This window comes from Microbacterium sp. 10M-3C3 (assembly GCF_003931875.1).
Lineage (GTDB): Bacteria > Actinomycetota > Actinomycetes > Actinomycetales > Microbacteriaceae > Microbacterium.
In genome coordinates this window covers 2,081,062-2,103,080 of the sequence record NZ_CP034245.1, presented here as the reverse complement: position 1 = coordinate 2,103,080, position 22,019 = coordinate 2,081,062, and the positions used below count along the sequence as shown (strand labels likewise).

21 protein-coding genes and 1 other RNA gene are annotated in these 22,019 nt (G+C 70.8%); 14 read left to right on the top strand and 8 right to left on the bottom strand.

The annotated features are described in order from the left end of the window. The 3 genes from EI169_RS10160 to tkt are packed head-to-tail and all read right to left on the bottom strand — an operon-like array spanning position 1 to position 4,872. Positions 1-1,620, bottom strand: a complete 1,620-nt coding sequence (locus tag EI169_RS10160) for a glucose-6-phosphate isomerase (protein WP_125132218.1) — start codon at positions 1,618-1,620, stop codon at positions 1-3. Then, positions 1,617-2,753, bottom strand: coding sequence for a transaldolase (tal, locus tag EI169_RS10155; protein WP_125132217.1), 1,137 nt, complete (start codon positions 2,751-2,753; stop codon positions 1,617-1,619). The genes EI169_RS10160 and tal overlap by 4 nt, the downstream gene beginning before the upstream one ends. A 22-nt stretch (positions 2,754-2,775) precedes the next feature. Next, positions 2,776-4,872 (bottom strand): transketolase, encoded by a 2,097-nt coding sequence (gene tkt, locus EI169_RS10150; RefSeq protein ID WP_125132216.1) that lies wholly within the window; start codon positions 4,870-4,872, stop codon positions 2,776-2,778. Positions 4,873-5,124: 252 nt separating this feature from the next. On the opposite strand from tkt, the gene EI169_RS10145 reads away from it, so the two are divergent. From EI169_RS10145 to EI169_RS10110, 8 genes are all read left to right on the top strand, one after another. Further along, the gene (locus EI169_RS10145) at positions 5,125-6,051 is read left to right on the top strand and encodes a heme o synthase (RefSeq protein WP_125132215.1); all 927 of its coding nucleotides are present in this window, start codon (positions 5,125-5,127) and stop codon (positions 6,049-6,051) included. 84 nt (positions 6,052-6,135) lie between these two features. Further along, positions 6,136-7,293 carry an ATPase, T2SS/T4P/T4SS family gene (locus tag EI169_RS10140; protein ID WP_240640400.1) on the top strand — a complete coding sequence of 386 codons (1,158 nt, stop codon included), beginning with the start codon at positions 6,136-6,138 and terminating at the stop codon, positions 7,291-7,293. Next, a complete protein-coding gene (locus EI169_RS10135) occupies positions 7,290-8,150 on the top strand; it encodes a type II secretion system F family protein (protein ID WP_125132214.1) in 861 nt (286 codons plus the stop codon). The genes EI169_RS10140 and EI169_RS10135 overlap by 4 nt, the downstream gene beginning before the upstream one ends. Further along, positions 8,147-9,076, top strand: coding sequence for a type II secretion system F family protein (locus EI169_RS10130; RefSeq protein WP_125132213.1), 930 nt, complete (start codon positions 8,147-8,149; stop codon positions 9,074-9,076). The genes EI169_RS10135 and EI169_RS10130 overlap by 4 nt, the downstream gene beginning before the upstream one ends. A gap of 25 nt (positions 9,077-9,101) precedes the next feature. Beyond that, entirely contained in the window at positions 9,102-9,293 is a 192-nt protein-coding gene (locus tag EI169_RS10125) for a hypothetical protein (protein ID WP_125132212.1), read from the top strand. A gap of 2 nt (positions 9,294-9,295) precedes the next feature. After that, a complete protein-coding gene (locus tag EI169_RS10120) occupies positions 9,296-9,694 on the top strand; it encodes a TadE family protein (RefSeq protein WP_125132211.1) in 399 nt (132 codons plus the stop codon). After that, the gene (locus EI169_RS10115; RefSeq protein WP_125132210.1) at positions 9,669-10,139 is read left to right on the top strand and encodes a TadE family protein; all 471 of its coding nucleotides are present in this window, start codon (positions 9,669-9,671) and stop codon (positions 10,137-10,139) included. Before EI169_RS10120 ends, EI169_RS10115 begins: the two co-directional genes overlap by 26 nt. Next, positions 10,136-10,546 carry a pilus assembly protein TadG-related protein gene (locus tag EI169_RS10110; RefSeq protein ID WP_125132209.1) on the top strand — a complete coding sequence of 137 codons (411 nt, stop codon included), beginning with the start codon at positions 10,136-10,138 and terminating at the stop codon, positions 10,544-10,546. Before EI169_RS10115 ends, EI169_RS10110 begins: the two co-directional genes overlap by 4 nt. A 16-nt stretch (positions 10,547-10,562) precedes the next feature. Here the strand turns inward: EI169_RS10110 and EI169_RS10105 are convergent, their stop codons facing one another. Next, positions 10,563-11,840, bottom strand: coding sequence for an MFS transporter (locus tag EI169_RS10105; protein WP_125132208.1), 1,278 nt, complete (start codon positions 11,838-11,840; stop codon positions 10,563-10,565). Between the two features lie 61 nt (positions 11,841-11,901). Between EI169_RS10105 and prfB the strand changes: the two genes are divergently transcribed. After that, positions 11,902-13,011: a peptide chain release factor 2 gene (gene prfB / locus EI169_RS10100; protein WP_125132207.1), complete on the top strand. Its 1,110-nt coding sequence runs from the start codon at positions 11,902-11,904 to the stop codon at positions 13,009-13,011. Between the two features lie 3 nt (positions 13,012-13,014). On the opposite strand, the gene EI169_RS10095 is transcribed toward prfB, so the two are convergent. After that, on the bottom strand, positions 13,015-14,352 hold the full coding sequence (locus tag EI169_RS10095) for an HNH endonuclease signature motif containing protein (RefSeq protein WP_164515483.1): 1,338 nt from the start codon (positions 14,350-14,352) through the stop codon (positions 13,015-13,017). Between the two features lie 267 nt (positions 14,353-14,619). On the opposite strand from EI169_RS10095, the gene ftsE reads away from it, so the two are divergent. The 3 genes from ftsE (at position 14,620) to smpB (ending at position 17,248) form a co-directional block, all read left to right on the top strand. Next, positions 14,620-15,777, top strand: coding sequence for a cell division ATP-binding protein FtsE (gene ftsE / locus EI169_RS10090; protein WP_125132205.1), 1,158 nt, complete (start codon positions 14,620-14,622; stop codon positions 15,775-15,777). Further along, positions 15,774-16,688, top strand: coding sequence for a permease-like cell division protein FtsX (gene ftsX, locus EI169_RS10085; protein ID WP_125132204.1), 915 nt, complete (start codon positions 15,774-15,776; stop codon positions 16,686-16,688). Before ftsE ends, ftsX begins: the two co-directional genes overlap by 4 nt. 83 nt (positions 16,689-16,771) lie before the next feature. Then, on the top strand, positions 16,772-17,248 hold the full coding sequence (smpB, locus tag EI169_RS10080) for an SsrA-binding protein SmpB (protein ID WP_125132203.1): 477 nt from the start codon (positions 16,772-16,774) through the stop codon (positions 17,246-17,248). A gap of 3 nt (positions 17,249-17,251) precedes the next feature. Here the strand turns inward: smpB and EI169_RS10075 are convergent, their stop codons facing one another. Both EI169_RS10075 and EI169_RS10070 read right to left on the bottom strand, forming a co-directional pair. Beyond that, positions 17,252-17,902, bottom strand: coding sequence for an SIMPL domain-containing protein (locus EI169_RS10075; protein ID WP_125132202.1), 651 nt, complete (start codon positions 17,900-17,902; stop codon positions 17,252-17,254). Positions 17,903-18,026: 124 nt separating this feature from the next. After that, positions 18,027-18,848, bottom strand: coding sequence for a siderophore-interacting protein (locus tag EI169_RS10070; RefSeq protein ID WP_240640399.1), 822 nt, complete (start codon positions 18,846-18,848; stop codon positions 18,027-18,029). A gap of 147 nt (positions 18,849-18,995) precedes the next feature. Between EI169_RS10070 and ssrA the strand changes: the two genes are divergently transcribed. After that, positions 18,996-19,365: a transfer-messenger RNA gene (gene ssrA / locus EI169_RS10065) on the top strand. Positions 19,366-20,005: 640 nt separating this feature from the next. Then, positions 20,006-20,146, top strand: a complete 141-nt coding sequence (locus tag EI169_RS16595; protein ID WP_164515482.1) for a hypothetical protein — start codon at positions 20,006-20,008, stop codon at positions 20,144-20,146. Here the strand turns inward: EI169_RS16595 and EI169_RS10060 are convergent. Beyond that, positions 20,143-21,963 (bottom strand): hypothetical protein, encoded by a 1,821-nt coding sequence (locus tag EI169_RS10060; protein WP_125132200.1) that lies wholly within the window; start codon positions 21,961-21,963, stop codon positions 20,143-20,145. The genes EI169_RS16595 and EI169_RS10060 overlap by 4 nt on opposite strands. Between the last annotated feature and the right edge of the window lie 56 nt (positions 21,964-22,019).

Here is a 22,019-nt window from a genome sequence, read left to right as displayed (position 1 = left end):
TCACTGGGCGGCCTCGAACAGGGACAGCACGTCGGCTGCGGGGTCGGTGAGCGTGAGCGTCACGACAGGGCGGCCGTGGGCGGCGAGGACGCTCGCGTCCCCGGCCGCCTGAGCCCGCAGCAGCTGGCCGAACGTGAACGGCAGGCCCGGGATCTCCAGGTCGACCTCGGAGTGCTCGACGATCTGCAGGAACACGCCCGTGCGCGGCCCGCCCTTGTGGAACTGCCCGGTCGAGTGCAGGAAGCGCGGGCCCCAGCCGAAGGTCACCGGACGTCCCGCGTCGGCGGCGATGAGCTCGCGGATGCCCGCGAGCTGCGGCGCCGCGACGCGGTCGACGTAGGCCTGCACCGCCACGTAGCCGTCGGCGGGGAGCGTCGCCCACAGGGCATCCAGGACGCCGGCAAGGGTGCCGGACGCGGCGAGCGACGGGTCGCTCACGCGCACGTCGACGCCGTCCGCCGTGAACGCGGGCGCCGCCGGCTCGGGACGGCTCTCCAGCAGGGCTCGCGTCGCGGTCTTGGCCGACTCGACGTCGGGCTGATCGAACGGGTCGATGCCGAGCAATCGTCCCGCGATCGCGGTGGCGTACTCCCACACCACGAACTGGGCGGCGAGCGAGCCGCTCACGAGGATTTCGCCCTCGTGGTGCTCGAACAGGTGGAAGCGCTTGGCGTCGTCGACGAACCGGACGATCTGGAGGTCTTCCGGGCGGGTCTCCAGCTCGGGCGAGACGGGCAGGAGGACGACCGGCAGGATGCCGGTGCCGTCCTTGCCGGTCGACTCCGCGATGAGCTGCTCGATCCAGTCGGGGAGGCCCTCGATGTGGGTGCCGTCGGCCACGAGCCCGAGCTTGTCGCGGCGCGGGTCGCCGCCCGCGATCGCCGCGGCGAGGGTGAGCGCCGGGTTCTCGGGCGAGTCGACGGCGACCTCGAGGAGCGTCGCATCCGCTTCGTCCAGCAGCTCGGTGAGATCGACGCCCGCGAGTCCCGCGGGGACGAGCCCGAACGCCGTCAGCGCCGAGTAGCGGCCGCCGACCGTCGGATCGGCGAGGAACACGCGGTAGCCCGCGGCGCGCGCGGATTCCTCGAGGGGTGAACCCGGGTCGGTCACGACGACGATGCGCTCGGCCGGGTCGATGCCGACGTCACGGAACGCGGCCTCGAAGGCGCGGCGGACGGCATCCGTCTCGACCGTCGAGCCGGACTTCGACGACACCACGAGCACGGTGCGGTCGAGGCCGCCCGATTCGGCGTCGCCGTCGATCGCGGCGAGCACCTGACCGGGGGCCGTGGCGTCGAGGACGACGAGCGGCACGCCCGCCGTCCGCGCGATCACCTCGGGCGCGAGCGACGAGCCGCCCATGCCGGCCAGCACGATGCGCGTGAGCCCGCGCTCGACGAGTTCGGCGCGGAGGCGCTCGATCTCGGGCACGAGTGGGCGCGAGACCGACACGGCCTGCACCCATCCCAGACGCCGGCCCGCCTCGGCCTCGGCCGCCGGACCCCACAGCGACGCGTCCTGCGCCGTGATGCCCGACGCGATGAGGGATGCGGCCAGGGCCGGCACCGTCGTCTCGACGAGCTCCCGGGGGTGGCCCGAGACGTGGATGCCGAAGCTCACGCGTCCGCCGGTGCCGTGGCCGCGTCGGTCGTGCCCGCCTGCAGCGCCTGCGTGACGGTGTCCTGCAGCTCGTGCCACGAGGCGATGAACTTCTCGACGCCCTCGTCCTCGAGCACCTGCGTGACATCGGCGAAGTCGACGCCGACGGCGGCGAGCTGTGCGAACACCTCGCGCGCCTCGTCGTATGCACCGGTGACGGTGTCGCCGGTCACGACGCCGTGGTCGAAGGTCGCCTGCAGCGTCTTCTCGGGCATCGTGTTCACGACGCCCGGGGCGACGAGCTCGGTGACGTAGAGCGTGTCGGGCAGGGCCGGGTCCTTGACGCCGGTCGAGGCCCACAGCGGACGCTGCACCGTGGCGCCGGCCTCGACGAGGCTCGTGGCGCGCGGCTCGGCGAACTTCTGCTCGAACAGCTCGTACGCCAGGCGCGCGTTCGCGATGCCGGCCTTGCCCTTGAGGGCCGCCGCCTCGTCGCTGCCGATCGCGGCGAGGCGCTTGTCGACCTCGGTGTCCACGCGCGAGACGAAGAACGACGCGACCGACTGCAGGGTCGACACGTCGTGCCCGGCCGCCTGCGCCTTCTCGACACCAGCGAGGTACGCGTCGATGACCTCGGCGTAGCGCTCGAGGCTGAAGATCAGCGTGACGTTGACCGAGATGCCCGCGCCGATGACCTCGGTGATGGCGGGCAGGCCCGCCTTGGTCGCCGGGATCTTGATGAGGACGTTGTCGCGGCCGACGCGCGCCGCCAGATCCTTGGCCTGGGCGATCGTGCCCTCGGTGTCGTTGGCGAGGTCGGGGGAGACCTCGATCGACACGCGGCCGTCGACGCCGCCGGTGGCCGCGAACACGGGCTGGAAGATGTCGCACGCGTCGCGCACGTCGTCGGTCGTGATCTGGAAGATCGCGGCATCCGTGTCGACGCCCTGCGCCGCCAGCTCGCGCACCTGCGCTTCGTACGCCTCGCCCTTCGCGAGCGCGCCCGCGAAGATCGTGGGGTTCGTGGTCACGCCGCTGACGTTGCGCGTGGCGATGAGGTCGGCGAGGTTGCCGGTCTGGATGCGCTCGCGCGACAGGTCGTCCAGCCAGATGCTGACGCCCGCGGCGACGAGGTCTTCAGTGGGGGTGCTCATGATTCTCCTCGGATCCGTGATCTCAGCGGGTCGCGGCGAGCGACTCGCGGGCGGCATCGACGACCGCCTGGGCGGTGATGCCGAACTTCTCGAACAGCGTCTTGTAGTCGGCCGACGCACCGAAGTGCTCGATCGAGACCGAGCGGCCGTTGTCGCCGACGATGCCGCGCCACGGCAGGGCGATGCCCGCCTCGACCGACACGCGCGCCTTCACCGACGACGGCAGCACCGACTCGCGGTACGCCTCGTCCTGCTCGGCGAACCACTCGAGCGACGGCGCGGACACGACGCGGGCGTTCACGCCCTCGGCGGCGAGCGTCTCGCGCGCGGCCACGGCCAGCTGCACCTCGGAGCCCGTGCCGATGAGGATCACGTCGGGCGCGCCGCCGGGAGCCTCGGCCAGGACGTACGCGCCCTTCGCCGCGCCCGCGGCCGACGCGAACTCGTCGCCGGAGGCCTCGCCCTCGCCGCGGGCGAAGACGGGGATGTTCTGGCGCGTCAGCGCGAGACCCGCGGGGCCTGCGTGACGGCGCAGCAGCTCGAGCCACACGACGGCGGTCTCGTTGGCGTCGGCCGGGCGCACGAGCGTGAAGTTCGGGATGGCGCGCAGCGCGGCGAGTTGCTCGATCGGCTGGTGCGTCGGGCCGTCTTCGCCGAGGGCGATGGAGTCGTGCGTCCACACGAACAGCGACGGGATGTTCATGAGCGCCGCGAGGCGGACCGGCGGGCGCATGTAGTCGCTGAAGATGAGGAACGTGCCGCCGAACGCGCGGGTGGGGCCGTGCAGCACGATGCCGTTGATGATCGAGCCCATCGCGTGCTCGCGGATGCCGAAGTGCAGCACGCGGCCGTAGGGGTCGCCCGACCACTCGTGCGTCGACCACTCCTCGGGCAGGAACGACGCGGCGTCCTTGATCGTGGTCAGGTTCGACTCGGCGAGGTCGGCCGATCCGCCCCACAGCTCGGGGAGCTCGGCGGCGAGGGCGTTGATGACGACACCGGATGCGGCGCGCGTGGAGACGTCCTTGCCGGACTCGAACGCGGGCAGCGCGTCGGCGACGTCGGCCGGGAGCTCGCGCGCCTGCAGGCGGTCCCACAGCGCCTTGCGCTCGGGGTTCGCGGCGGCCCACGCGTCGAACTTCTCCTGCCACGCGGCCTTCTCGGCCTCGCCGCGCTCGACGAGCGCACGCGTGTGCGCGATCACATCGTCGGCGACGGCGAAGTTCTTCTCCGGGTCGAAGCCGAGCACCTCCTTGACCGCGCGCAGCTCGTCGGCGCCGAGGGCCGATCCGTGGATCTTGCCGGTGTTCTGCTTGCCGGGGGAGGGCCAGCCGATGATCGTCTTGAGGATGATGATCGACGGACGCGAGGTCTCGCCCTTCGCGGCCTCGATCGCCGAGTACAGCTCCTGCACGTCCTCGACGTACTGACCGGTCTTCTTCCAGTCGACGGTCTGGACGTGCCAGCCGTACGCCTCGTAGCGCTTTGCGACGTCCTCGGTGAAGGCGACGTTGGTGTCGTCCTCGATCGAGATCTGGTTCGAGTCGTAGATGACGACGAGGTTGCCGAGGTTCTGGTGTCCCGCGAGCGACGAGGCCTCGCTCGTGACGCCCTCTTCCAGGTCGCCGTCGGACGCGATGACGTAGATGTGGTGGTCGAAGGGGCTCTCGCCCTCCGGCGCCTCCGGGTCGAACAGGCCGCGCTCGTAGCGTGCCGCGTACGCGAAGCCGACCGAGGAGGCGAGACCCTGGCCGAGCGGGCCGGTCGTGATCTCGACGCCCTTGGTGTGGCCGTACTCGGGGTGGCCTGGGGTGAGCGAGCCCCACGTGCGCAGCTCCTCGAGGTCCTTCAGCTCGAGACCGAAGCCGCCGAGGTACAGCTGCACGTACTGCGTGAGCGACGAGTGGCCGGCCGACAGGATGAAGCGGTCGCGGCCCGGCCAGTGCGGGTCGGCCGGATCGTGCCGCAGCACGCGCTGGTAGAGGAGGTAGGCGGCCGGCGCGAGGCTCATGGCCGTGCCGGGATGGCCGTTGCCCACCTTCTCCACGGCATCCGCCGCGAGGATGCGGGCGGTGTCCACCGCTCGCCGATCGATCTCATCCCACTGCAAGTCCGACACCCGGTCGCCTTTCTCGATCCCTGCGCCCAGCCGCACTTCGGGACGCGGGCTCGAACCCACGAAGGTCAGGGGAAATGCGCTGGGGGCGCGTGTATCTCGAGCATAGCGAAGCAGCCCATACGCACGGACCGGCCTTGACGCCCGTGCGTCACACGGTGTCGCATGGGCCGCGGACATCTCTGCCCCGGCAGGCCCGCCGCGGGCGATGGCCTAGACTGGGACGGACCGGAACGGGCACGACAGCGGGGGACGATGGACATCTCGACGACGTCGGCCGCCTCTGCGCCTTCGACGGGTTCCTCCCTCGGCCGCACGGTGCGCGCGTACGTCGCCCTCACCAAGCCGCGCGTGCTCGAGCTGCTGCTGGTGACCACGGTTCCGGTCATGATCCTCGCCCAGAACGGCCTGCCGAACCTGTGGCTCGTGCTCGCGACCGTCGTGGGCGGCTCGATGAGCGCCGGCTCCGCCGCCGCGTTCAACATGTACCTCGACCGCGACATCGACGCGCACATGCAGCGCACCGAGAACCGCCCGCTCGTGACCGGCGAGGTCTCGCCGCGCGGCGCGCTCGTGTTCGCGTGGACGCTCGCGGTCGTCTCGACGGTGTGGCTGTGGCTGACGACCAACTGGGTGGCCGCGGCGCTGTCGGCGGCGGCGATCTTCTTCTACGTCGTCATCTACACGATGATCCTCAAGCGCCGCACCGAGCAGAACATCGTGTGGGGCGGCATCGCCGGATGCTTCCCGGTGCTCATCGGCTGGTCGGCCGTCACGGGCTCGCTCAGCTGGTCGGCGTTCATCCTCTTCGCGCTGGTGTTCCTGTGGACGCCGCCGCACTACTGGCCGCTGTCGATGAAGTACGCCGCGCAGTACGACGAGGTCGACGTGCCGATGCTCGGCGCCACCCGCAGCGGCTCGCAGGTGGGCCTGCAGGTCATCCTCTACGCGTGGGCGACCGTCGCGTGCTCGCTGCTGCTCATCCCGGTCGCGGGTATGGGCGTCGTCTACATCGTGTCCGCGCTCGTGTTCGGCGGCTGGTTCATCTACGAGTCGCACCGCCTGTACAACCGCGCCGTGCGCGGCACCGAGCCGCGGCCCATGCGCGTGTTCCACGCGTCGATCACGTACCTCACGCTGCTGTTCGTGGCGATCGCGGTCGACCCGCTGCTGCCGTTCTGAGCCGCCGCATCCGTCGTCCTCCTGCGGATCGCGCGCTGTGGAGAACTTCCGCGGCGCGATGAGGCCTTTTGCGAGGATTCCCGCGTGAATCCCGCCCGTTCGCCGCTCGTCGCCGCCTCCGCCGCGGTGACCGAGCGCGTGCGCGAGCGGCTGCGGGCCGAGCAGACCGATCCGACGCGGGACCCGGATGCGGCGGCGCGCATCGTGCACAGCGAGGTGCGCCGTCACAACGACTTCGCGCTCGCGCGCGGGCTCGCGCCGGTCGACGACGAGGCGGCGTGGGTGCGCGACGTGCTCGCGCAGCTGTCGGGCTTCGGGCCGCTGCAGCCGTATCTCGACGACCCGACCGTCGAAGAGATCTGGCTGAACGGTCCCGACCGCGTGTTCGTCGCCCGAGGCGGCGTCACGGAGCGCGTCCCGCTCACGCTCACCGACGCCGCGGTACGCGACCTCGTCGAGCGGATGCTGCACACCTCCGGTCGCCGCGTGGACGTCAGCCAGCCCTTCGTCGACGCGTCGCTGCCGGACGGTTCGCGGCTGCACGTCGTGATCCCCGACATCACGCGGCGGCACTGGGCGGTGAACATCCGCAAGTTCCTGCCGACGCACCGCACCCTCGACGCGCTCGTGCGGGCCGGCTCCCTCGCGCCCGAGGCGGGCACGATGCTCGCGACGGCGATGCGCGAGGGCCGGAGCGTCCTCGTGTCGGGTGCGACCCACGCGGGGAAGACGACGCTGCTGGGCGCCCTCGTGACGGCCGCCGCCGAGACGCAGCGGATCGTCACCGTCGAGGAGACGTTCGAGCTCGCCGTCGACGCGGCCGACGTCGTCGCGATGCAGGGCCGCCAGCCGAGCCTCGAGGGGACGGGCGAGGTGACGCTGCGCCGACTGGTGAAGGAGGCGCTCCGCATGCGGCCCGACCGTCTCGTCGTGGGCGAGGTGCGCGACGCCGAGGCGCTCGACCTCGTGCTCGCGCTCAACACGGGTGTGCCGTGCGCGGCGACCATCCACGCCAACTCCGCGCCCGAGGCGCTCGTGAAGCTGTCGTCGCTGCCGCTGCTGGCCGGTCGCAACATCGACCCGGCCTTCGTCACGGCGGCCGTCGCGCGCTCGGTCGACCTCGTCGTGCACTGCGAACGCGACGCGTCCGGCCACCGGCGCGTCACCGAGATCGTGCAGCCCACCGGCCGGGTGCTCGGTGATGCCCCCGAGGTGCGGCTGCTGTTCCGGAGCGGACGATGACACTCGTTCTCGGCGCGCTGCTCGCGGCGGGGATCCTCCTCGCCGTCGCGCCGTGGGCGTGGCCCGCCGGCGCCGGACGCGCGGCCGCGACCGTGCGCACCGGGCCGCTCGTGCGCCTGCTCGAATCGGCCGGGTTCGGCACGGTGCATCCGCGGGTGATCGTCATCATCGCGGCCGGATGCGGCGTCGTCGCCGCCTCCATCGCGTGGCTCGTGACCGGGGTCGCCGCCTTCGCGCTCGTGGCCGCGGCGGCCGGAGCGCTCGCGCCGTTCGGGTGGCTGCGCGCGCGCCGGAGCCGGCTGCTGCGGTCGCGGCGCGCGCTGTGGCCGGACGTGTGCGACCTCCTCATCGCGTCGGTGCGCGCCGGCATGTCGCTGCCCGACGCGGTCGCGAGTCTCGCGGTGTCGGCGCCTGCGGCGCTTCGGCCGCCGTTTGCGGCGTTCGCGCGCGACGTCGAGGCGTCGGGGCACTTCGACTCGAGCATCGAACGCGTGAAGGCCGCTCTCGCGGATCCCGTCGCCGACCGCATCATCGAGACGCTGCGGATGGCGCGTCAGGTGGGCGGCACGGAGCTCACGACGGTGCTGCGGGCGCTGGCGGCGTCGGTGCGGGCCGACGCGACGCTGCGCGGCGAGGTCGAGGCGCGGCAGTCGTGGATCCGCGGCGCCGCCGTGCTCGGCGTCGTCGCGCCGTGGGTGATCCTCGTGCTGCTGTCGTTGCGTCCCGAGGGCGCAGCGGCGTACACGAGCCCCGAGGGCATGGCGCTCATCGTCTTCGGTGCCGCGGTCTCGGTCGTCGCGTTCCGTCTCATGGTGCGCATCGGCCGCCTGCCCGAGCCGCGGCGGTGGTTCGGGTGAGCGCATCGCTGCTGACTCAGTCGGCCGTCGCGGTGCTGCTCGGGACCGCGCTCGGCATCGGCGTGTGCCTCCTCGCGTCGCTCGCGCCGCGCGTGAGCGCGCCGCCGCTCGTGCGCCGGATCGCGCCGTACGTGCGCGACATCGCCGACCCGCAGGGCCTCGGTCCGGTGGCGTCGCCGCTGCCGACGCTCCGCGAGGCGGCGCACGCGACGATCGCCCGCGTCGCGCGGCTCTTCGGCGCCTCCGATGCCCTGACGCGCCGGCTTTCGCAAGCCGGATGGGACATGGATGCCCCGACCTTCCGTGCGCGCCAGCTGCTGTGGGCGCTCGCGGGCCTCGCGTGCGGCGCGCTCGTGGTCGTCGCATCCGTTGTTCTCGGCGCCTTCTCGCCCGCAACGGTGGTCGTGGCGCCGGTCTTCGCCGCGGCGGGCGCGCTCGTCTTGGATGCGCGGCTCACGCATGCCGCCCGCGCCCGCACTCGGCGCATCGAGGAGGAGCTGCCGACCGTGCTCGACTTCGTCGCGCTGTGCATGTCGGCCGGCGAGGGGATCCTCGACTCACTGCGGCGCGTCGGGGCGATCGGATCGGGCGAGCTGACCGCCGAGATCCGCGCCGCCGTCATCGCTACGGGCACCGGCCAGCCGCTCGCCGAGGCGCTCACCGACCTCGGGCGGCGCCTCGATGTCGTCCCGCTCACGCGGGCGCTCGACCATCTCGTCGCGGCGCTCGAGCGCGGGGCGCCGCTTGCGGCGGTGCTGCACGCGCAGGCCGGCGATGCGCGCGAGGACGCCAAGCGCGGGCTCATCGAGCAGGCCGGGCGCAAGGAGATCCTGATGCTGCTGCCGCTGGTGTTCCTGATCCTGCCGCTCAGCGTGCTCTACGCGGTCTTCCCCGGCATCTTCCTGCTTCGACTCGGAATCGGCTGACGCCGAAAGGAAAGGAGGCACGCACATGTGGACCGAACGGATGCAGCGGCTGCGCACGCGCTGGGGCGATGTCCTCGCCGACGAGCGCGGCGACGTGCCGGGGTGGGTGCTCATCACCCTCATGACGGCCGGCTTGGTCGTCGTCATCTGGGCGCTCGCGGGGCCCGCGCTGGCCCAGCTGTTCGAGCAGGCGATCGCGCGGGTGTCCGGGTTCTGAGCATGCGACGCGTCGCCGCTGCGCTCACGGATGAGCGGGGCTCGAGCCCCGTCGAGTTCGTGCTCGTCGGCGGGGTGCTCACGCTGTTGACGCTCGGGGTGATCCAGCTCGGGCTCGCCGTCTACGTGAGAAACGTCGTGCACGACGCCGCCGTGGAGGGGGCGTTCCACGCCGCCCTCGCCGACACGTCGCTCGAGGACGGCGAAGAGCGCACGCGCGACATCGTGACGCGGACGGTGGGTGCCGACTACGCGTCCGACGTCTCGGTCGCCGCAACGTCGGAGGCCGGCGCGCCCGGCGTGCGTGTCACGGTGCGGACGACTCTGCCGCTGGTGGGCCTGCTCGGAGCTCCCCGCGTGATGGAGGTGTCGGCCGATGCGCCGGCGGAATCGCTCGACTGACCGGTGGCGTCTCGCCGACGACGCGGGGTCGGCGGCGATCGAGTTCATCTTCGCCGGGCTAATCCTCCTCGTGCCCGTCGTCTACCTCGTCGTCGCGCTCGGTCAGATTCAGGGGCAGGCGCTCGGGGTGGAGGCGGGCGCTCGGCACATCGCGCGCACCGTGGCCGCCGCATCCGGCACTGCTGACGCCGACGCGCGGGCGGACGCGGTGCTCGACACGGTCGTCGAGGAGTACGGGCTCGATCGGTCGCGCGTCGAGTTGTCGATCGCGTGCGCGGAGACCGCGGCGAGCTGCCCGGCCGCGGGCGCGACGCTCACGGTCACGGTGCGGACGGCCGTGTCGCTGCCGCTCGTGCCGCCCGTGCTCGGACTCGACCGCCTCGCCGTCGTGCCGGTCGAGGCGTCGGCGGTGCAGAAGGTGTCGCGGTTCTGGAGAGACGGATGAAGCTGCGGGGCGACGACCAGGGCAGCGTGCTGATCCTCACGATCGGCTACGCGGTGCTCGCGATCGTGCTCGTGCTGGTGTGCGCGAATGCGACGAGCCTGTACCTCGCGCAGAAGCGGCTGGATGCTGTGGCGGATGCGGCGGCGCTCGCAGCGGCGGACGGCTTCACGCTCACGGTGTCGGACGACGGCGTCCGCACGGATCTGAGCGACGCCGACCTGCGCGCGCAGGCCGAGGAGATCGTCGCGACGATGGGGGAGGCGACGCTCGTGTCGGCGTCGACCCCGGACGGCGTCTCGGCGCGCGTGACGGTCGCGGGGGCGTGGCATCCGCCCGTGATCACGCTCTTCGTGCCCGACGGGCTGCCGCTCGAAGCGACGGCGACGAGCCGGAACGCGCTGCGCTGACGGCGTGGGCGGCGATTCAGCGCTGGCGGGGGACGAAGCGCGGCACCCAACGGGCGAAGCCGCCCGCACCGACGAGGCCGATCACGCCGATGACGGCGACGGCGATCGGCAGCGACGCGACGGCGGCGACGACGGAGACGATGAGCGGAGCGACGGCGCCGCCGGCATCCGTGAGCGTGCGCCACGACCCGAGGAACGGCGCGGGGTCGGCGGGCGGGGCGACGTCGGCGCCGAGGGTGAGGAGGATGCCGCTGGACAGTCCGTTGCCGACGCCGAGGACGGCGCCGAACATCGCGAACCACATCGCGGGCTGGGCGGATCCGGCGCTGATCGCCAGCGCGATGAAGCCCGCGCCCATGAGGAGCATGGCGGGCAGGGCGGCCCACAGGCGGCCGAAGCGGTCCATGACCTGGCCGCTCGCGTAGAAGAGGGCGAAGTCGATCGCCCCGGAGACGCCGACCACGAGCGCGATCGTCGACGCGTCGAGACCGATCGTGACGCCCCACAGGGGCAGCACCGCCTGACGCGCGGAGCGCAGGGCCGACAGGGATGCGGCGGCGAGGCCCAGGCGCGCGAGCACGCCGCGGAAGCGCCACATCGTGCGGAAGACGCCGGCGCGCTCGGTCGTGGGAATGGATCCGGTGACGGGTTCGCCCGAGTCGTCGGCCTCGCGGGAGTCGGCCGTGCCGCGCCGCGCCGCACGTTCCTCGGCTGCGAGCGCCTGCTCGGGGTCGCGGCCGAACACGATCAGCAGGACGACGCCGACGAGGGTGACGCCGAAGAACCAGATCGACGCGTGCTCGTCACCGAAGATCGCCAGGAGCGCGGCGGAGATGAACGGCCCGACGAACATGCCGAGGCGGAAGGTGCCGCCGAGGAGCGACAGCGCTCGCGCACGGAAAGCCAGCGGCACGCGTGTGGTCATGAAGGAGTGGCGCGCGAGCCCGAACGCGGCAGCGCAGAGCCCGATGACGAACACGCACGCCGCGAACAGCGGCAGGCTCGGGGCGATCGCGAGGGCGGCGGTACCGACGAGGGCGATGACGCCGGCGACCCCCATCGTGACCCGCTCGCCGAAGCGGGCGACGGCCCAGCCGGCGGGGATGTTGCCGCACAGCTGGCCCACGACGAGGGCGGCGGCGACGAGGGCGGCGACGGCTACATCGGCGCCGAGCTGCGACGCGATGATGGGGATGAGCGGGATGACGGCGCCCTCGCCGAGCGCGAACAGGAGGGTCGGGCCGTAGATCATCGGTGCGAACCGCACCAGCACGCCCCGCGGAGAATCCGTCATCCCTTCGAGCGTAGTCATCCGGCGAGGAGGAGCGGCGCCGACGACGGTAGGCTGAACTGTCATGCTCGATTTCGATCCGTCCGCCGACATCCAGGCCCTGCGCTCCACCTTCGCCGACATCAAGGCGGTCGTCGACGTCGACGCGCTGCGCGCCGAGATCGACCGGCTGAGCGAGGAGGCCGGCGCACCCGACCTGTGGGACGACGTCGACAAGGCGCAGAAGGTCACGAGTGCGCTGAGCCACCGTCAGGCCGAGCTCAAGCGCGTCACCGACGTCGAGCAGCGGCTCGACGACGTCGAAGTGCTCGTGGAGCTCGCCAAGGAGATGGACGACGAGGAGTCGGCCGACGAGGCGCGCAAGGAGATCGCCGAGCTCGAGGACGTCGTCGGGCAGCTCGAGGTGCAGACGCTCCTCGACGGCGAGTACGACTCGCGTTCGGCGGTCGTCACGATCCGCTCAGGTGCCGGCGGCGACGACGCCACCGACTTCGCCGAGATGCTCATGCGCATGTACCTGCGCTGGGCGGAGCGTCACAAGTACCCCGTGAAGGTGATGGACACCTCCTACGCGGAGGGCGCGGGGATCAAGTCGGCGACGTTCGAAGTCGACGCGCCCTACGCCTATGGCACGCTCTCGGTCGAGGCCGGCACGCACCGCCTGGCCCGCATCAGCCCCTTCGGCGGCGCGGACAAGCGGCAGACCAGCTTCGCCGCCGTCGAGGTCATCCCCGTGATGGAGGAGGCCCAGGAGGTCGAGGTTCCCGAGGGCGACATCCGCGTCGACGTGTTCCGCTCGTCGGGCCCGGGCGGTCAGTCGGTCAACACGACGGACTCCGCCGTGCGCATCACGCACCTGCCGACCGGCATCGTCGTGTCGATGCAGAACGAGAAGTCGCAGATCCAGAACCGCGCCGCCGCGATGCGCGTGCTGCAGACCCGGCTCATGCTGCTGCAGCGCGAGGAGGAAGCGGCGAAGAAGAAGGAGCTCGCGGGCACGATCACCGCGAGCTGGGGCGACCAGATGCGCTCCTACTTCCTGTACGGGCAGCAGCTCGTGAAAGACCTGCGCACCGGCTACGAGGTCGGCAACCCCGCGACCGTCTTCGACGGCGACCTCGACGGCTTCATCTCCGCGGGCATCCGCTGGCGCAAGCGCAAAGACGACGAGTAACCCCTAGAACGGTGGGGCGCCGGGTGGGGGGTCGGGGTCTTCGCGGAAGATGACGTATCGCTCGGGTGGGTCGGTGCTGCTGCGTCCGAGGGGGCTGGTCCAGTGGATGCTGCCGTCGCGCTGTTGGACGGGTTTCCAGGGTTTCTCGGTTTTGAGGGTGTGGTGTCGTTTGCAGAGGCAGGCGAGGTTGCAGGCGTCGGTGGTGCCGCCGAGGGCCCAGTCGAAGTTGTGGTCGCGGTCGCACACTCTCGCGGGCCTGCGGCAGCCGGGGAACCGGCAGTGCACGTCTCTCGCGGCGAGGTAGCGGTCGAGGTTCACGGGTCGCCGGTAGGTGTCGGTGGCGAGCACGTGTCCGTGGATGGGGTGGGTGAAGATCCGCTCCCACGACGGCGCGCCGGCGAGCAGGCACCGTGCCGTGTCCGCATCCACGGGGATCGCGCCGTCCAGCGTCGCGCCGCGGTCGGCGAGCCCGGCGGCGGTGAGGGCGGGGATGACGATCGACGCGCGCGCGTGGATCGCGGCGAGCCCGCCGGCGGGTCCGGTGATCGCGCCGGTGGTGGGGTCGATGGTGGGTCCTCCGGTCAGGAGCAGGTCGATGGCGATGTCCGCGCGGAGCTGGTCCAGGTTCCGTTCGTCGTAGATCGCGTCCGGGTCGGCGTCCGCCTCGTCCGCGGGTTCAGTGACCTGGGCCTGCTTCGAGCTATTGCCCTGTTGCGTGAGCCGGTCCCAGATGCCCCCGACGAGGACGTCGGGGCCGATGATGCCGAGTTCGGACATTCCGTCGCCGAGGCGCTGCTTCCACACCTTCCGGGTTTTCACGGCGTCGCGGTGGCGTTCGGTGATGGAGCGGGGGTGGAGTTCTTCGACGACCTGTTCGGCGAACGCCCTCGTCCGCGGCGCCGTGTCCCGCAGCGCCCGCTCGAGCACCGTCGCCTCGTACACCGCCCGGGCGTTCGGGTCCTGCAGCGCCCGCCCGACTTCTACGATGATCGTCGCGTGCCGTGCGGAGATCCCCCCGTCGGCGAGGGCGTCGAGGGTGGTGGGGTAGTGGTCGCACAGTTCGAGCGCGTCGTGCATCCGGTTCTGCACCGCCCGATCGTTCACCCGGATGGCCAGTCCGATCTCCGCGGCGAGGGAGCGTTCTTCCAGTTCGCGCATCTGCGACGTGATCGCCTGGGTGGCGGCGCGCTTCTTCGCGATTCGAAGCGCCGCGGCCATGCTCACGATCTTGCTGGCCTCACGCTCCGCGATCACCGCGTCGTCGTCCACGATGCTCTCGATCAGGCGCGCGAGAACCGCGTCATCGTCGTCACGACGACCGAGACTCGCGGAGCTTTCCATAGGCATACTCAAGCACCAACCTCCGACATCGATCCGTCCGTCGGATGCCCTTCGTCTCGGTCGCTCCGCTCCCTCGCTCAGGGTCCGAGGCGCGCCGCCGGACGCTGAGCGAGCGCAGCGAGACGAAGCGGACCCACACCGGACGCTGAGCGAGCGCAGCGAGACGAAGTGCACCGCGGGCAACGGCCGGGGGTCAAGCTCACAGGATCGGCGTGCGCGGCGCGTCCTGGCGGATGCAGTAAGCCCCGCGCTTAGGCTCGTCGAGCCATGATCCGGTTCGAGAACGTCAGCAAACGGTATCGCGGCACCTCCAAACCCGCTCTGGACGATGTGGACTTCGAGGTGCAGCGCGGCGAGTTCGTCTTCCTCGTCGGAGCTTCCGGTTCGGGGAAGTCGTCGTGCCTCCGTCTCATCATGCGGGAGGAGACGCCCTCGAAGGGTCGCGTGGTCGTGCTCGGCCGCGACCTCCGCACGCTCTCGAACCGCAAGGTTCCCTACTTCCGTCGGCACGTCGGCACGGTCTTCCAGGACTTCCGGCTGCTGCCGACCAAGACCGTCTTCCAGAACGTCGCGTTCACGCTCCAGGTGACGGGTTCGTCGCGCGGGTTCATCATGCAGGCCGTGCCCGAGGTGCTCGCGCTCGTCGGCCTGAGCGGCAAGGAGAAGCGCCTGCCGCACGAGCTCTCCGGCGGTGAGCAGCAGCGCGTCGCGATCGCCCGCGCCCTCGTCAACCGCCCCCAGGTGCTCCTCGCCGACGAGCCCACGGGAAACCTCGACCCCGCCACCTCGATCGACATCATGCAGCTGCTCGCGCGCATCAACGCCGGCGGCACGACGGTCGTCATGGCCACGCACGAGGCGGCGTTCGTCGACCAGATGCAGCGCCGCGTGATCGAGCTGCAGAACGGTCGGATGGTGCGCGACGAGCGCCACGGCGGCTACGGCGACACGTCCGCGCTCCCGCGCCTCAAGCCCGAGGTGGAGAAGGGTGCGGCCGCGGTCGCCGCCCTCACCGCCGTCCTCGAAGTGCAGCGCGAGGTCGCCCAGGTCGCGCCCGGCGCCGCCCCCGCGCTCGACGAGGTGGCAGACGAGCTCGCTCCCGCCGTGGCGGAGGCACTCGGCCCCGACGTCGTCGCGCCGGACGCTGTCCCGGATGCGGCGCCCCGCACCGAGCACGCGGGGCAGCGCCTGCCCGAGCCCGCCTCCGCGTCGAGCAGACCGGCGCCCGCCGATGCCGCCGCGCACGCCGACGCACCCGTGCACGCCGGCGCCGCCGCATCCACTGCCGCCGCTGCATCCGCCGAGCCCTCGACGCACACGCGACCGGTCGCCGTCGACCTGCCGCCCGTCGACCTCGACGAGCTGGGACTCGCCGATCGGCTCGGTCTCGGCGACCGCGACGACGAAGTGGGGCCTACGTCATGAGGATCGGACTCATCCTCTCCGAGGCGTTCACGGGCCTGCGGCGCAACGCCTCGATGGTCATCTCCGTGGTTCTCGTGACGTTCGTCTCGCTCACGTTCGTGGGCGCCGCGATCCTCATGCAGATGCAGATCGGCAAGATGCAGCAGTTCTGGTCGGACCGCGCGCAGGTCTCGGTCTACATGTGCACGAGCGTGTCGGATGCCGCGTCCTGCACGACCGGCGTCGCCTCCGAGGACCAGATCACGGCCGTGCGCGAGAAGCTCGAGGGGCCGGCGCTCGCGCCGCTCATCCGCGATTTCACGTTCCTCGACAACCAGCAGGCGTACGAGGCGGCCACCGAGCAGCTCGGCGAGGAGTACGCCGACCTGCTCACGCCCGACCAGATCAACGCGACGTTCTCGATCAACCTCGTCGATCAGAGCCAGTCGAACGTCATCGCCGAGGCGTTCAACAACATGGACGGCGTCGAACAGGTGAAGGATCAGCTCCAGTACCTCGAGCCGCTCTTCAACGCCCTCACCGTCGCGACCTACATCGCCGTCGGCATCGCCGCCCTCATGCTCATCGCGGCCGTGCTGCTCATCGCCACGACCATCCGCCTGTCGGCGTTCGCGCGAAGACGGGAGATCGGCATCATGAGGCTCGTGGGGGCGTCCAACCGGTTCATCCAGACGCCGTTCGTGCTCGAGGGCGTGCTCGCGGCGCTCATCGGCTCGGCGCTCGCGAGCGGCGCGATCTGGGCGATGGTCAACTTCGGCGTCGAGGACTACCTGCGCAATCGCGTGACCTTCATCACGTCGTGGGTCGGGCAGGGCGACGTCGCGCTCGTGATCCCCGTCGTCGTCATCGTCGGCGTCGTGCTGTCGGCGCTGTCGGCCGGCTTCGCGATCCGTCGCTGGCTGCGCACCTGACCGACTCGCCGCGCCGTCGCCTCCGTTAGACTGAAGGGCTGCGTGCGCCCGCGCGCGGCCAGGAACGGTGAAGGAGGTGGGACATGCCCCGTGAGAAGGGCGAGAAGGTCGTCGCGACCAACCGTCGCGCGCGTCACGACTACGCCATCGAGAAGACGTACGAGGCGGGCATGGTGCTCACCGGCACCGAGGTCAAGTCGCTCCGGCAGGGCCGTGCCAACCTCAGCGACGGCTACGCGTACATCCAGGGCGGCGAGGTGTTCCTCGACGCCGTTAACATCCCGGAGTACTCGCAGGGGCACTGGACCAATCACGCCGCCAAGCGCACCCGCAAGCTCCTCCTGCACAAGGACGAGATCGTGAAGCTCTCGCACGCCGTCTCGGCGGGCGGGTACACGCTCATCCCGCTGCGGCTGTACTTCTCCGACGGCCGCGCCAAGGTCGAGCTCGCCGTGGCGAAGGGTATGCGCGAGTACGAGAAGCGGCAGACGATCCGCGAGCGAGAAGACAAGCGCGAGGCCGAGCGCGCCATGCGCACCCGCAACCGCCTCGGCGAGTGAGGCTCAGCGGGCGAGGAAGCGGGCTTCGACCGCGGCGCTGACCGAGATGTCGGCCGGCTGCAGGGCGACGGCGCCGGATGCGGCGTCCATCGCCATCGCGCGCATCATCCTGGGCGCGGCATCCGCCTTGGCCAGCAGCAGCCCGGCGTCGGCGATCTCCAGCGGCGACACCGCCTCGAGCCCGAGCGCCTCGGCGTAGGCGTGCGCACGGGCGACCGCGACGCTCACCGCCTCGGCGGCGACCTCCTGCTCGACGCGGGCGCGGGTCTCGGGGGAGAGCTCCCACCGGATGTCGGCGACCTGCACCTCGTCGGTGTCGGCGATCTCGCCCACCCACCACGACAGGGCGTCGAAGTCGCCGAACGTGGCCGACACGTCGACCGTCGCGTGGTGCACGGGCGGCAGCTGACGGCCCTCGCTGTTCCACGGTCGCTCCGACCACGCCGAGATGCGGCCGCTCGACCACTCCACGACCTCGCCCGACCGGCGGTGCGCGATCAGGTCGTCGCGCAGCGGCTCCGCCGCCGCGGTGACGCGCTCGATCACCGGCCCGCGCTCGGGACCGTCGGCGCGGACGGTGAGCCGCACGACGCCGAGCTCGGGCGGCACCCGCCGCTCCTGCTCGCCGCGGACCGTGACGATGACCTCGCTCATGCCGCCGAGCCTACGGCGTGTGGCGAACAACATTCCGGAGATCCGGCGCGCAGGCGCCGCATCCGAGGGCTACGGATGCGGCGGGCGCGACGCATCCGGAATGTTGCGCGTCGGTCGGCTGGGGTCAGTCGGGGAAGATCTGCCCGATCGGCGTGCGCTTCTCGGCCTGGAACGTGTCTTCCGTGCGTCCGGCCGCCCAGTACGCCGACAGCGAGAGGTCGGCGCGAGTGACGCCGCGCTCGAGGAGGAGCGGGCGGAGCGCCTTCATCGCTTCGCGCTCACCGTGCGCGAAGACCTGCACACGACCCTGCGGCCACTCGAGGTCGCGCACGGCGTCGACCAGGCGAGCGCCAGGGGCAGCGTGATCCTCGTCCACCCACACGGTGTGCATGCCCGTGGCGGGGACGGCGATGCGGTGCTCGCTCGAGCGTGCCTCGAGGACGGCGACGATGTGTGTGTCGGCGGGTGCCGCCTCCAGTGCCGAGGCGATCGCCGGGAACGCGGACTCGTCGCCGATCAGCACGATCGCGTCGACGTCGGAGGCGGGGGAGTAGCCGCCCCCGGGCGACGACATCGTGAGGGTGTCACCGGCCACGGCGCGAGCAGCCCACGGACCGGCGATGCCCTCGTCACCATGCACGACGAACTCGATGTCGAGCGTCCGCGCCGCAGCATCCACGTGCCGGACGGTGTACGTGCGCATCGAGGGGAGCTGCTCGATCGGCAGCGTCGCGCGGAGCTCGGCGAGATCGTACGGCGGACGCAGGTCGCTGCCGGCCGGCGGGAAGTAGAGCTTGACGTACTTGTCGGTCTCGGGCCGGTCGGGGAAGTCGTCGAAGCCGTCGCCGCCGAGCGTGACGCGCACGAGGCCCGGCGTGACCCACGTCTTCGCCACCACCTCGAGCGTGATCTGAACGGACGGGCGGCGCGGTGCGGGGGAGGTCACCCCCTCATCGTACGGAGGCCACAGATACGTGGGCCGACGCGGAATGGCAGGGACGCCGCATCCGTTGTAGTCTGTGATGCTCGGATGCAGCAGCATCCGGACACACAACTCCACAGCGTGACAGCGGCCGCCTCCACGGAGGACCACGGGGATGATCGGTTTCGACATCGCCTGCGAATTCGCGTGAAGCGGGCCGAGGATGCAGGGTTATCTCGTAAACGCTCCCTGTAAACCAATAAGTGCCGAATCCAAGCGCACTGACTTCGCCCTCGCTGCCTAAGCGAGCCCGATAGTCCGTCAGACCGTGGTCGATCCCGACACGGACCCTGGCGCCATCTAGGGATCTTGCTGTGTGACGGCGCCTGGACGTCACGCGGGACTCTTCCCAGGCTGGGCCCGTCGACTTAGGTGTCTGTGACAAAGGTCGGGGCCGAGCAGAACGCACTCGCAGACTGCGCCCGGAGAAGCCGCGATATCCCAGCGATGGACGGGGGTTCGATTCCCCCCATCTCCACGAGCCGCTGTCATAGACGAAGGGCCCGGATGCTGCGTGCGCACGCAGCCTCCGGGCCCTTCGTCGTCCGTGCGGCGCCCGTATCGTGCCGTGCATGATGCGCGTGCCGAGCGTCTCATCGAGCGGCCGTCGTGTCGCGGCGTCGTCTCCGGATGCGGCGGCCAACAGCAGGCGGGCGAACTCCGCCGTCGGTCCGGCGACGGCTTCGGACTCCGTCTCGTCGAGCCGACCGATCCTGTTCCGCTGCGCACCTGATGACCACGTTGCTCCGTCGCGACCGGATGCTTCGGCACCTGGAGGATGACACGGGGCTCCGAGTGACGAACCAGTCCCTCGCCGCGGACGGCGGCGTAGTTGCCCGCCCGCACCTTCGTAACGACGACGTCGGCGAGCTGCTGATGACGGATCGCGAAGGCGATCGGCTTCGAGGAGTCGACCGGGAACACCGTGTCCGGCACGGAATCCCTCGCGGCGAGATCGCGCATGACGCTGAAGCCCTCTTCACGAGGCAAACCCGTCGATGTTCAACGTCGCCATGGCACCTCCTCTTCTTGCGCGTCAAACTACGCGGGATCGCCGACGATCACACCCCCGGGGGACTGAACGATGACATCCGCGGACGAGGAGGACCTATGCTCTCCGGGTGAGCACGCCGGCGTTCGACCCGCGGAGCTGCCCGACGTGCGGCGATCCGCTGCGATTCGAGATCCTCGACGACGAGCGCTTCCTCGTGGCGTGGTCGTGCGTCACGTGCGGGCTCGTGCGGACGACCGAGCCGACCTAAGCGCGCGTCGTCCCCCGCCACTTTCTGACTGTGTACACGAGGTGCAGTCTGTCCAGCCCGGGCACGACACCCGCAGACAGCTCCGGACCAGCGATGACAGTGCCGCCGAAGGAGTGCATCGCCTGGACCGCGGCGTCCGCGGCGTCGTAGACCTCCATGTCGACGAGCACGACCCGCTCGCGGATCACCCCTTCGGCCTCAACGTGGGCGCGCACGGGCAGAAACCACCGATTGCTCTCGATCTCTTCCTCCGCCCACGCCGGGATGATGCGCCGGAGATCGTCGGCCCACGGCGTGAGTGGACTGACCAGTCGGCGCGCCGCGGGAAAGTGTGTCTGAACCGCGGAGGCGCCGACGTCCAGCAAGGCGTCTCCCGTCGCGGTGCGCCACTCGAATGCAAACGCCTCCCGATCGTCGACGACGGCTTGCCATGCCGTCTCACCCTGAGCCATCACCGCTCCGATCAACGAGAACGACTCCTCGGGTGGGAGGCCGAACCCAGCGATGATCGCATCGATCGACGGTCTCAGGCGCGCTGCGTGGTCGTCGAAGGTGTGGACCCACGCGAGAACTGCGTCCGGGCTGCACGCGGTCAGGCGAGCTACCGCAGCCGAGAAGTCGTCGAGGTCGAGCGACGCGACGATATCCGACAGCATCGACCACATCTCGGCGGGCGGCAACGGCGGCGTCGACGCGCTGTCGGCGAACCAGTCGGGATCGGGCGGTGGAAACGGGCGGGTCTCTAGATTGCCCGCGAAGTCCTCTCGCGAGGCGCTGTCGGCTCCGTCGTTGACGGGCGCATCCCACACCAACAGCGGGCCCGAAGCAGGACCCGTGAAGCGATACTCCCCGATGGTCTGCTCTCGATCAGGGATGCCGAATCGCGCCTGCCCCGGCGGCGTTTCGAGACGACACCGCAGGCGCTCGGTGCGCATCCGGGCCGATGTGCTGACGGTTCGATACGTCGTCCCGCTGACGATGCCTGTGATCGGAGCCCGACCGATGGGCCGAGGCTCTCGCGCGGCCCGCTCCTCGTCTTCGGTCGGCGCGTCCCAGACTGTCCGGCCCGTCACGTCGTTTGTGAGGATGGCGACATGGCCGTCACTCGAGACGACCGGGATGCGATGTACTCCACGTTCATGCAGGCGAGCGCGTATGCCGGGTAGCGCCCACTCCAGATCGACGGCCGAAGGTTGCATGTTACGGACCGGCGCGATGTAGACAGAATCAGCATCCGTCAACGACAGTGCGGGGGAGTAGTCGAGATCTGCCAGGCGTGGAACCCAGAAAAACTTGCGCAGGCGAGGGAGTTCGACGATGAATGCGAGTGATTTGACGTCCCACCGAGCCCCGTTGATGCTGCAGGTGACCGTCAGCTCTTCGAGATCCAGCCCGGCAAGAGGCGAAAAGTCATTCAGTCTGCGCGCATCCTCGATCCAGAGTCGGCGAAGCCTCGGAAGCTGTCGCAGCGGCCCGAGGTCGCTAATTCCGGTAGCACCTTGAAGGACGAGCTCCTCGAGCCGATCGAGACGTGCGAGCGGGGCCAGGTCGGTGTATGGCCCGAATCGCAGCTGTAGCGACGTCAACTGAGTCTGCAGCGAGAGCGCGGCGAGCGTCTCGTCGGTTGCCCGACTCGATATCTGCAGGTCTGTGATCGAGGTCGCGGTCCGAAAGAACGCCAGCCAGTCCTCGGCAATCTCGACGGCCTCAGAACGACTGAATGAATTCAAGGTGGATGGCAGCGCATCGATGCTCACCTGCGACTGGCCGGCGTATTCGTGCGCTCGCTCGAGGGGCATGTCGAAGTCCCGCCACATGCCACCCGAGCGTATGGGATCCCTCAGCCGATCGCGTGCGCACCACCGAGCCGACG